At 48.8% G+C, this 10,265-nt stretch carries 10 protein-coding genes; 6 read left to right on the top strand and 4 right to left on the bottom strand.

The annotated features are described in order from the left end of the window. Positions 1 to 138: 138 nt before the first annotated feature. The 3 genes from ACJAYR_RS03155 to ACJAYR_RS03165 all read left to right on the top strand — a co-directional run bounded on the left by ACJAYR_RS03155 (position 139) and on the right by ACJAYR_RS03165 (position 2,719). A complete protein-coding gene (locus tag ACJAYR_RS03155) occupies positions 139 to 627 on the top strand; it encodes an Lrp/AsnC family transcriptional regulator (protein ID WP_169543027.1) in 489 nt (162 codons plus the stop codon). Positions 628 to 669: 42 nt separating this feature from the next. Next, positions 670 to 2,289, top strand: a complete 1,620-nt coding sequence (locus ACJAYR_RS03160; protein WP_415235254.1) for an acyl-CoA synthetase — start codon at positions 670 to 672, stop codon at positions 2,287 to 2,289. 151 nt (positions 2,290 to 2,440) lie between these two features. Further along, complete coding sequence (locus ACJAYR_RS03165) at positions 2,441 to 2,719, top strand: hypothetical protein (RefSeq protein ID WP_219821543.1); 279 nt, start codon at positions 2,441 to 2,443, stop codon at positions 2,717 to 2,719. An 11-nt stretch (positions 2,720 to 2,730) separates the two neighbouring features. Here the strand turns inward: ACJAYR_RS03165 and ACJAYR_RS03170 are convergent, their stop codons facing one another. The 3 genes from ACJAYR_RS03170 to ACJAYR_RS03180 form a co-directional block, all read right to left on the bottom strand. Next, positions 2,731 to 3,519, bottom strand: coding sequence for an alpha/beta fold hydrolase (locus tag ACJAYR_RS03170; RefSeq protein WP_415235255.1), 789 nt, complete (start codon positions 3,517 to 3,519; stop codon positions 2,731 to 2,733). Positions 3,520 to 3,529: 10 nt separating this feature from the next. Then, positions 3,530 to 4,846: an O-acetylhomoserine aminocarboxypropyltransferase gene (locus tag ACJAYR_RS03175; protein WP_415235256.1), complete on the bottom strand. Its 1,317-nt coding sequence runs from the start codon at positions 4,844 to 4,846 to the stop codon at positions 3,530 to 3,532. Positions 4,847 to 5,480: 634 nt separating this feature from the next. Further along, a complete protein-coding gene (locus ACJAYR_RS03180; protein WP_415235257.1) occupies positions 5,481 to 5,663 on the bottom strand; it encodes a DUF1192 family protein in 183 nt (60 codons plus the stop codon). A 121-nt stretch (positions 5,664 to 5,784) separates the two neighbouring features. Between ACJAYR_RS03180 and ACJAYR_RS03185 the strand changes: the two genes are divergently transcribed. The 3 genes from ACJAYR_RS03185 to ACJAYR_RS03195 all read left to right on the top strand — a co-directional run bounded on the left by ACJAYR_RS03185 (position 5,785) and on the right by ACJAYR_RS03195 (position 9,721). Next, positions 5,785 to 6,786, top strand: coding sequence for an NAD(P)H-quinone oxidoreductase (locus ACJAYR_RS03185; RefSeq protein WP_415235258.1), 1,002 nt, complete (start codon positions 5,785 to 5,787; stop codon positions 6,784 to 6,786). A gap of 124 nt (positions 6,787 to 6,910) precedes the next feature. Continuing rightward, positions 6,911 to 7,669, top strand: a complete 759-nt coding sequence (locus tag ACJAYR_RS03190) for a DUF1013 domain-containing protein (RefSeq protein ID WP_169543022.1) — start codon at positions 6,911 to 6,913, stop codon at positions 7,667 to 7,669. 150 nt (positions 7,670 to 7,819) lie between these two features. Further along, complete coding sequence (locus ACJAYR_RS03195) at positions 7,820 to 9,721, top strand: propionyl-CoA synthetase (RefSeq protein ID WP_415235259.1); 1,902 nt, start codon at positions 7,820 to 7,822, stop codon at positions 9,719 to 9,721. A 70-nt stretch (positions 9,722 to 9,791) separates the two neighbouring features. On the opposite strand, the gene greA is transcribed toward ACJAYR_RS03195, so the two are convergent. Then, positions 9,792 to 10,265 carry a transcription elongation factor GreA gene (gene greA, locus ACJAYR_RS03200; RefSeq protein ID WP_169543020.1) on the bottom strand — a complete coding sequence of 158 codons (474 nt, stop codon included), beginning with the start codon at positions 10,263 to 10,265 and terminating at the stop codon, positions 9,792 to 9,794.

Here is a 10,265-nt window from a genome sequence, read left to right on the forward strand (position 1 = left end):
AACAGACCACTAGTGTGGACTAAAGCTTCTCATTCCTGTCGGTCAAGCCCTTAAATTCGCAAAATCAAACTTTCTAAGCCTTGGCGTTATGCTGTTGTTGTAATAATGTTGCGTGAAATTGATTGTTGGAGACAATTTATGCAACGAGTAAAACTCGATGATATTGATCGGCGTATATTACACGATTTACAGGAAAATGGCCGGATTACGAATGTAGAGCTGGCGAAAAATGCTGGAATATCGGCACCGCCCTGTTTGCGGCGTGTGCGTGCCCTTGAAGAGGCGGGCTATATCGAAGGATATCATGCACAACTGAATTCAGAGAGTCTGGGATTCGGTGTGACGGTTTTTGCGCTGGTTGGCTTGCAAAGTCAGGCCGAAACCGACCTGAACGCTTTTGAAGAACGTGTCCAGCATTGGCCTTTGGTTCGAGAATGTTTCATGTTGGCGGGTGAAAACGACTTTATCTTAAAAGTTGTGGCTAAGGATTGGGATGCCTATCAGCAATTTCTGACCCATGAATTGACAGCTGCACCAAATGTTGAACATGTGAAAACCTCGCTTGGTATTCGCGTGTCCAAGTTTGTACCTGGGGTTCCGGTGAATTTGGAAAATAGTGGTAGTTAAACTCGGAATAAGAAAACTGATTAAAGCATAGGGTCGGGAACAATGGGTCTGTTTGATATTGGGCTTGAACAAAGGCGGGCAAATTATGATCCGCTTTCACCCCTCACATTTTTAGAGCGGTCAGCGTCGGTTTACCCTGACAAGACAGCAATGATCCATGGAGATTGGTCCTATAGCTATTCAGAGTTTTTTGCCCGGTGCAAAAGGTTAGCCAGCGCTCTTTCCAAGCGGGGTATCGGTAAAGGAGACACTGTTTCCATAATTGCGCCGAATATTCCGGCGTTGCTGGAAAGCCATTTTGGCATTCCGGTGACCGGGGCTGTATTAAATGCCCTGAATACCCGGCTGGATGCAGAAACACTTGCCTTCATACTCGATCATTCAGAATGCAAACTCCTTTTTGTTGACCGTGAATTTTCCGAAGTGATGAAACAGGCGCTGTCGCTGGCCACTTGCGCGCCAATCGTCATTGATATTGACGATATTCTCGGCGCTGGCGGTGAGTGCATCGGGGAAATGGACTATGAGGACTTCCTGAAAACAGGGGATGAAGCATTTCCCTGGGCCGGGCCGGATGATGAATGGCAGGCTATTTCTCTGAATTATACGTCAGGCACCACAGGGGATCCCAAAGGGGTCGTCTATCATCACCGCGGCGCCTATCTGGCAGCAACGGGTAATTCGATGTCATGGGACATGGCAAAGCATCCGGTCTATTTATGGACGCTGCCCATGTTCCATTGTAATGGCTGGTGCTTCCCATGGACGATCACCGCAGTTGGTGGTACCCATGTGTGCCTTCGAAAGGTTGAGGCGGACGGTATTTTTGACGCAATGGGGAAATACAAAGTCGATCACATGTGCGGCGCACCCATTGTTTTGTCCATGCTGATCAATACCTCTGATGAAAATAAAGCCAAAGCCCAAAAGGGTATCAAGGTTATGGTTGCTGCGGCGCCCCCTCCTGCGACGGTGTTGGCGGAAATGGATCGTTTGGGGTTTGATGTAACCCATGTGTACGGACTGACAGAATGCTACGGACCGGCAGTTTATTGCGATTGGAATTCCGACTGGAATACAAAATCCGTTGAGGATCGCGCGGCACTGAAAGCCCGTCAGGGGGTCCGGTATCACGCGCTTAGTGAACTGGATGTTCTGGATCCGGAAACCATGAAGCCGGTTCCGCGCGACGGGAACACCATGGGTGAGGTGATGATGCGCGGGAACCTGATCATGAAAGGATATCTGAAAAATCCCAAAACCACCGAAAAAACCTTCGAAGGGGACTGGTTTCGGACTGGCGATCTGGGAGTTATTCACGAGGATGGCTATCTGGAACTTAGAGACCGTTCAAAGGATATCATTATTTCAGGAGGCGAAAACATTTCCACCATCGAAGTGGAGGGTGTTTTATACAAACATCCTGCCGTTCTTGATGTCGCCGTCGTTGCAAGACCGGATGAAAAATGGGGCGAGACACCCTGCGCGTTTGTTACCTTGCGAGAGGGAATGACGGCAACAGACAAAGAAATTATCTCCTTTTGCCGGGATAATATGGCCCATTATAAATGCCCTAAAACAGTGGTTTTTGATGAATTGCCGAAAACATCGACGGGGAAGGTGCAAAAGTTTGTTCTGCGCGAACGGGCGCGAAATCTTTAAGCGTCTTTTGACGTCTATCTGTCCAGATAAGGAAAGGGTGATAGCGTGGCCTGGCTTGGCAAGGGCTAGCCTGTCGTGTTGACCCTGTTATCTATTTTTTAACCAGGAATATTGCATGCTCTTTTAACCACTAACTGCATGCAGGTTAAAGATGATGACCCATTTTCTGGTAACTGAAGAGAATCCCGGCGGGCATAAACTGGAAGAAATACTGGCAATGGTGCGGGCTGATATTGTTAACCGCTGTACCCTTATTGTTGATGATAGTCGTCCGGAAGCACAAGCCGTGCTCGCCAACAATATGAAGATATTAGGATTGCTGACAGATGCTGTCGCATTGGCCGATGACAGCACGCGTATTCTGGACAAGGCTTTTGGGCCTAGTCAGGCGTCAAAAGGGGGGCCACCACGCATTGGTGTCAAAGCGTGATGGCCGTTGCTCTATAGAAAGGCGCGAATGGCGACCCTGACTTCGTCCGCTTTCTCGATCATCTGCATGTGACCACAGTCCTTTAACAGGACTGTTTCGCTGTTCTCAATTGTTTTGATGAGCTTCTGCGCCGCCCGGGGCATTGTCATCATGTCATTTTCACCGAGAATAAACAAAGCAGGGCAGACGACTGAACTGGCCGCGTCGAAACCGCCCTCGTAGCTGTTACAAATGGACAGCCCTTTGTACAATGTGTCGTCCCCTGAATTCTCAACTGTTTTTAATGCATTCCCGATCATCCATAACCCGGGCACTTCTGAGGCTCCGATGTGGGATGGGCGCGCATGTGACCAGTCAATCATCATTTTAAAGGCATCAGGGCTATTTTCTTTCGCCTTGTTAAGAAAGAACTCCCCGACCACCATGGGAAAGGCAACACCGATCATAATCAGATGACTGACCCGGTTGGAATGCCGTCCGGCAATCGAAAGCGCCGTCAGGGCACCCATGCTATGACCGACCAGAACGGCCTCATCAATTTTGGCACAATCCATAAAAGCGACAACCGCATGTGCAAGGTCATCGATACTTGCGGGGATGTCGCCACCGCTTTTCCCGTGGCCCGGTAAATCCAGCGCAAACACATTGTACCCATGATGGGCGAAATAGCGACTTTGCAAGGCCCAAGCCGTATGATCCATCGCGGCACCATGCAAAAAAATCATCGTTGGTTTTTCGGTATCGTAGGCCTGACCACCTGTTGCCGCAAATACTGGTATCTCGTTTACATTTATTTTCATTATTTCCTCGTTACGCAGCGTCTGCTTTTTCAGCAGCTTTCGCAGCCGATCTCAAGCCAAGTTTCAAATCTTTGATCAAGTCATCGGCATCTTCAATGCCCACTGATAGACGGATCATACCTTCTGAAATTCCAGCGGCCTTCAAAGCGTCCTTATCCATTTGCTGGTGGGTCGTGGATGCTGGATGAATAACAAGGCTTTTGGCATCTCCCACATTGGCGAGATGGGAGAATACCTGCAATGCGCCAATAAATGCTTTACCCGCTTCGCGGCCCCCCTTAACAGTGAAGCTGAAAATAGAGCCACAGCCTTTGGGGAACATCTGTTTGGCAAGTTCATGATCTGGATGGTCGGGAAGTTCCGGATAGGAGACGCTTTCCACCGCGTCATTGCCTACGAGGAAGTCAATAACTTTGCGGGCATTCGCGACATGCTTTTCCATTCGAATAGACAGGGTTTCGACACCCTGAAGGATTTGAAAGGCGTTTGTCGGACTAATGCAGGCACCGAAATCACGGATCCCTTCAGTCCGTGCCCGCATCAAGAAGGCAAGGGGACCAAATTCTTCGGCATACTGGATACCATGATATCCTTCATAGGGCTCAGTCATGGTCGGAAATTTGCCGCTTTTTTCCCAGTCAAAATTACCGCTATCAATCAGGGCGCCACCCATTGCAATACCATGTCCGCCCAGAAATTTGGTTGCGGAATGCATTACCAGATCGGCCCCAAATTCAAACGGGCGGCATAGATAGGGAGTGCCAAAGGTGTTGTCGATCAGGAGTGGAATTCCTGCGGCGTGGGCGATGTCGGCGACTTTTCGGATATCGGTCACTTCCAGACCGGGATTACCAAAGGTTTCAGAGATAACCAACCGGGTCTCATCATTGATCGCATCGGCAAAGGCCTGAGTATCCTGCGGATTAACAAATGTCGTATGGATGCCAAACCGCGGCATAGTGTGTTTCAGGAAGTTATAAGTGCCGCCGTAAACGGATCCCGAACAAACAATATGGGCGCCGGCGCTCATCAGGGTAACGATGGCCAGATGAAGGGCCGCATGGCCAGATGCTGTACAGATCGCGCCAATACCCCCTTCCAGGCTGGCCAGACGTTCTTCCAGCACCGCTGTCGTAGGGTTGGACAGTCGTGTGTATATATGGCCCGTCGCTTCCAGATTAAACAATGAGGCAGCATGGTCTGCATCTTTAAACACGTAGGACGTTGTCTGGTAAATAGGAACAGCACGGGATCCGGTAACTGGATCTGGGCGATGACCTGCATGAAGGCTAAGGGTATCGAACTTTAAAAAATTTGGATCTGCCATGTGCTTCCTCTGACTGAATGTATTCTTTTGCTGCAAGCTATACTGAGTGAGAAAACAGGTCCAGATGAAATCAAAAAGCAGGACGGGATTTATCAGGTATCCAATCGGTCGTATATTTAAGAGGAATTTTAGGAGGTTCGCAAAGACATTCTTTTGAAGGGTGCCTTTATTGAAGACGGGCTTAACAAAGATGCTCTCAACAAAGACACGCTTGATAAAGATGTGAAGAAAGAAGTCTCTGAAAATTAGTGAGGGGGCTGCCGGTTAAAGCGCCCCCTCGTTTTGTTTTTAACCTCAACCTGTCAGACTCGACATGTTGGGAGGAATAAAACGATTTATTGAGATAAGAGTCAAGGAGAAGTGTCATAAAAAAATAACAAATATGCTAAAAATATTTCTTGACAAATTCAGGCAAAAAAAGAGCCGCCAGAAGGCGGCTCAAGTCAACAGGGAGGCGTCAAACAGATTGGATGAGATCCAATCGGCAACCAATTTCTCGGCTGCTATAGATAAATTTAGGACCATTTTATTAAATTACAATTAACGAATACAAAAAAAGAGGCATAAACCGTCATTTTTTGAAATAAATGCAAAAAAAGTACACCAACTGCAGCAATAAGCGGGTTCTTTGGATTTAGTTATTAAAAATACTATGGGCTGATGCCGCAGCTTTGGTTTTTGAATCGATCGCTATTTTTGCTTTTTCTATTTCTGAATGAAGTTCTTCAATATAATGCTTCAGTTCTTCAATTGACATTTCGTTTAACTGATCACTCTGAAGGGATTGCAGTATTTGCTTGCTCTCATCACTTGCCATAACGGAATTCCTGAATATTGTATGTATCCCACGCCAGTATGTAGGGGCCATGCTGATAACAAAGTTACGTATCTTCGGATTGTGACAATAACAGAATAAAATGTAGGACCTGGAGAGAAAAATGACTTCCTTACCGACGGAAATGACTGCAATCGAAATCAAGGAGTTTGGCGGGCCAGAAAATCTAATCCCTGCAACGCGTCCAGTACCGTCACCTGAAAATGACGAAATCCTGATTAGGGTTGAGGCCGCGGGCGTGAACAGACCGGATGTCCTTCAGCGGATGGGTGGATATGCACCGCCTCCTGGGGCGTCTGATATCCCGGGGCTCGAAGTGGCCGGAACCGTTGCCGCCGTTGGTAATGGCGTTACAAAATATAAAGTCGGTGATGCTGTCTGTGCATTGGTGGCCGGCGGTGGATATGCAGAATATTGCGTTGCCCCTGAAGCACAATGCCTGGATATCCCGGATGGAATGACTATGGTACAGGCTGCCGCTATTCCAGAAACGTATTTTACGGTTTGGACCAATGTGTTTGACCGGGGCCGTTTGACGGGCGGCGAAACTTTTCTGGTTCATGGCGGCGCCAGTGGAATTGGAACAACCGCGATCCAGCTTGCCAAGTCGGTGGGCGCGCGGGTTTTCGCGACGGCATCAACAGATGAAAAATGCCGTGAAATAGAAGCGCTGGGGGCGGAAAGAGGCATTAACTACAAGACCGAAGATTATGTCGAAGTCGTAAAAGAGCTGACCGATGGAGAAGGGGTGAACCTGATCCTGGATATGGTCGGCGGCGACTATATCCAGCGGAACATCACCGCTTTGGCGGTTGAGGGACGCTTGGTGTATATCGCTTTTCTGGGCGGTCCGAAGGCTGAAGTTAATTTTGCGCCGGTTATGTTGAAGCGGCTGACAATTACCGGTTCTACATTGCGTCCGCAGTCTATTGAAGCAAAGGCCCAAATCGGAAAGAGGCTGGTTGAAAATGTCTGGCCACTTTTATCCGCAGGGACAATTGGACCGATCATTGACAGTACCTTTCCTTTGGCTGAGGCGGAGGCTGCACATCGGAGAATTGATGATTCCGGGCATATCGGGAAAATTGTTCTGACAGTTTCATAGAATTGGTGCAAACTGCATGATTATTGAGAGCCGGCCCTAGACTTCCGGTCGGTTTTCAGCCATATATGCATGTAATAGTGCGAAACGATTGCGGGGTTGTCCCGCCTTCGAGTGAGGAGAAGATATGTCAACGCCGTTGATGCCAAAAGCAACCGCTGTATGGCTGATTGATAACACAATGCTGTCCTTTGAACAGGTTGCAGATTTCTGCGGTCTGCATCGTCTGGAAGTTCAAGCAATTGCAGATGGAGATTCTGCTTTTGGTATTGTTGGTCATGATCCTGTTGCAAATGGTCAGTTGACCCAGGAAGAACTGGATCGTTGTCAAAAAGATAGCAAGGCGCGGCTTGAATTGGCCAAACCTGTCGGAGATGTGCCGCAGCCCCGCAGAAGTGGTGGCAGATACACACCGGTATCCCGTCGTGGCGATCGCCCGGATGCGATTTCCTGGCTGTTGAAATTCCATCCGGAACTTTCAGACGCGCAGATCGGAAAATTGATCGGAACGACGAAAACGACGATCAGCGCCGTGCGAGAGAAAACACATTGGAATGCGCAGGCTATTAAGCCACGTGATCCGGTAAGCCTTGGTATTTGTACACAGCTTGAACTCGACGAATTTGTCAAAAAATCTGCTCATCTGCGGAATGACGATGATCGTGAAAAACTGATGGATGAAGTCGCCGCGAAAGTGGCAGCTGATGCGGCCTCTGTTCCTCTTACGGAATATGAACGCAAGAAAATGCAGATGCAAAAAGAAGAAGAATATAATCCGAAGGCAGATGCGGATGCTGTTTTTGGAAGCAGCAGCAGTTCCAGAAGCGAGGAAAAAGCAAAAGCGGTCAAGAATTTCGAGGATTTGTTTAAATCCAACAAGGACTGACGAGTAAAAATTTAAAAAAAGCCGTGATGTCTTTCACGGCTTTTTTTATGTCTGAATTATGGGCATAGTAGGATCGGACGTAGGGTAAAGAAGTCTCGAACGAATACGAGCACTGCCCGGATTAAACAAAATGGTGGGAGGGACGCTATAATGCCAACCTATGAAGAGGATTTCCAACGGTCACTAACAGATCCTGAGGGGTTTTGGGCGGACGCGGCAAACGAGTTGAAATGGTCTAAGAAGTGGGATCAGGTGCTGGATGATTCAAAGTCTCCGTTTACCCGTTGGTTTCCTGGGGGAGAGCTGAATACCTGCTATAACTGCCTGGACCGGCATGTCGAAGAAGGCCGTGGAGAGCAAACAGCGCTGATCTACGATAGTCCCATGACAAATCTGGTCGAGAAATTCAGTTATCGTCAACTGACAGAAATCGTCGCCCGGTTTGCAGGGGGGCTTGCTTCCCTTGGTATTAAGAAGGGAGATCGGGTCATCATCTATATGCCGATGGTCCCTGAAGCGGCTATTGCGATGCTGGCTTGCGCCCGTATCGGTGCAATCCACTCGGTTGTTTTTGGTGGCTTTGCGGCCAAGGAATTGGCAACCCGAATTGATGATGCCAAACCGGTTGCCATAATTGCAGGATCCTGCGGGTTGGAGCCGGGGCGGGTTGTTGAATACAAACCTCTGTTGGATGAAGCCATCGAACTGTCGGCCCATAAACCAGAGAACTGCGTTATTCTTCAGCGTCCTGAACTAAAAGCTGATTTGATCCCCGGCCGAGACGTGGAATGGAAAGCCCTTGTCGCGGAGGCAGATCCGGTCGATTGTGTTCCTGTTGCCGCAACGGATCCGTTATATATTCTGTATACGTCTGGAACAACAGGGGTGCCCAAGGGGGTTGTTCGTGATAATGGCGGTCATGCTGTCGTGCTTAAATGGTCGATGAAGCATGTTTATGACATTGATCCGGGCGAAGTATTCTGGGCAGCCTCCGATGTGGGCTGGGTGGTCGGACATTCCTACATTGTCTATGCCCCCCTGCTTCATGGCTGTACCACTATTTTGTTTGAGGGGAAACCTGTGGGTACGCCTGATGCAGGCACCTTTTGGCGGGTTATTCAGGACCATAACGTCAAGGCCCTGTTTACGGCCCCCACGGCCTTTCGCGCGATTAAACAGCAGGACCCGGAAGGGAAACTGGTTGGCAACTATGATCTAAGCCATTTCAAAACCCTTTTCCTGGCGGGCGAACGAGCGGATCCTGACACAATTATTTGGGCGCAGGAGACCCTTCAGGTGCCTGTGCTCGACCACTGGTGGCAGACAGAGACAGGTTGGCCCATGGGGGCGAATTGTGCGGGATATGGTATCAAACCGGTGAAGTTGGGTAGCCCAACGCTTCCGGTTGCGGGATACGATATCCAGATTATTGATGAAGAAGACCCGTCAAAACAAATGCCCGCGGGTGAAATTGGTGTCATTGCTGTCAAGCTGCCGTTACCGCCGGGGACCTTGAAAACCTTATGGGAAAATGATGAAGGGCTTATCAAATCCTACATGAGTGAAATACCTGGTTATTATAAAACGGGCGATGCGGGATATATTGATGAGGACGGCTATCTGTTTATCATGGCGCGTACTGATGACATCATCAATGTTGCGGGTCATCGATTATCTACGGGCGGAATGGAAGAAGTGCTTGCTGGGCATAAAGATGTTGCCGAATGCGCCGTCATCGGCGCAAAGGATCAATTGAAGGGACAAATTCCTATGGGATTTGTGGTCTTGAACGCCGGTGTCAATCGTCCGGATGCTGATATCGTGAAGGAATTGGTAACACGGGTTCGCGAAAAAATCGGGCCTGTTGCAGCGTTCAAAGAGGCGATGATTGTTAATCGTTTACCCAAGACCAGGTCGGGTAAAATTTTGCGCGGCATTATGAGAAAGATTGCAGACGGTGAGCCTTACAACCCTCCGGCAACCATTGATGATCCGGCGATCCTGGACGAAATCACTGAAATTCTTAAGAAAATCGGGTATCCAAAGCAGTAATATTGCTGGAAACGAGCCAAACAAAAAAGCCCCGTTTTACACGGGGCTTTTTTTTCGTCCTACAGTCAGATTAGACATATTTGACTTCAAGAATTTCGTAAGCTTTTGAGCCGCCGGGCGTTGTGACTTCAACACTGTCGCCCTGCTCTTTATTGATCAACGCGCGTGCAAGAGGAGCCCGAATGGAGAGGCGACCTTCTTCAATATTGCTCTCATCCTCACCAACGATCTGATAGGTCGTTTCTTCATCGGTGTCTTCATCGACAATCAGAACGGTCGCACCAAACTTGATTTGACCACCCGTAATGGCGGCGACGTCGATAACTTCCGACCGTCCAAGCTTGTCTTCCAGTTCCGCGATGCGACCCTCGATGTGAGACTGCTGCTCTTTTGCAGCATGATATTCTGCATTTTCCGAAAGGTCACCATGCTCGCGTGCTGTGGCAATTGCCTGAATAACAGCTGGGCGTGAGTTGGACTTAAGGTTTTTCAGTTCTGCTTCCAGCCGGTCGAAACCGGCGGCAGTCATAGGTAATCTTTCCAT

The sequence above is a fragment of the Sneathiella sp. genome (genome assembly GCF_047631475.1).
GTDB lineage: Bacteria > Pseudomonadota > Alphaproteobacteria > Sneathiellales > Sneathiellaceae > Sneathiella.

What these genes read in the sequence shown, in the direction of transcription:
- ACJAYR_RS03195 (WP_415235259.1), top strand. Translation starts at nt 7,820, where the DNA reads ATGCCAACCTATGAAGAGGATTTCCAACGGTCACTAACAGATCCTGAG.
- ACJAYR_RS03175 (WP_415235256.1), bottom strand. Translation starts at nt 4,846, where the DNA reads ATGGCAGATCCAAATTTTTTAAAGTTCGATACCCTTAGCCTTCATGCA.
- ACJAYR_RS03160 (WP_415235254.1), top strand. Translation starts at nt 670, where the DNA reads ATGGGTCTGTTTGATATTGGGCTTGAACAAAGGCGGGCAAATTATGAT.
- ACJAYR_RS03155 (WP_169543027.1), top strand. Translation starts at nt 139, where the DNA reads ATGCAACGAGTAAAACTCGATGATATTGATCGGCGTATATTACACGAT.
- ACJAYR_RS03170 (WP_415235255.1), bottom strand. Translation starts at nt 3,519, where the DNA reads ATGAAAATAAATGTAAACGAGATACCAGTATTTGCGGCAACAGGTGGT.
- ACJAYR_RS03185 (WP_415235258.1), top strand. Translation starts at nt 5,785, where the DNA reads ATGACTTCCTTACCGACGGAAATGACTGCAATCGAAATCAAGGAGTTT.
- ACJAYR_RS03180 (WP_415235257.1), bottom strand. Translation starts at nt 5,663, where the DNA reads ATGGCAAGTGATGAGAGCAAGCAAATACTGCAATCCCTTCAGAGTGAT.
- ACJAYR_RS03165 (WP_219821543.1), top strand. Translation starts at nt 2,441, where the DNA reads ATGATGACCCATTTTCTGGTAACTGAAGAGAATCCCGGCGGGCATAAA.
- ACJAYR_RS03190 (WP_169543022.1), top strand. Translation starts at nt 6,911, where the DNA reads ATGTCAACGCCGTTGATGCCAAAAGCAACCGCTGTATGGCTGATTGAT.
- greA (WP_169543020.1), bottom strand. Translation starts at nt 10,265, where the DNA reads ATGGAAAGATTACCTATGACTGCCGCCGGTTTCGACCGGCTGGAAGCA.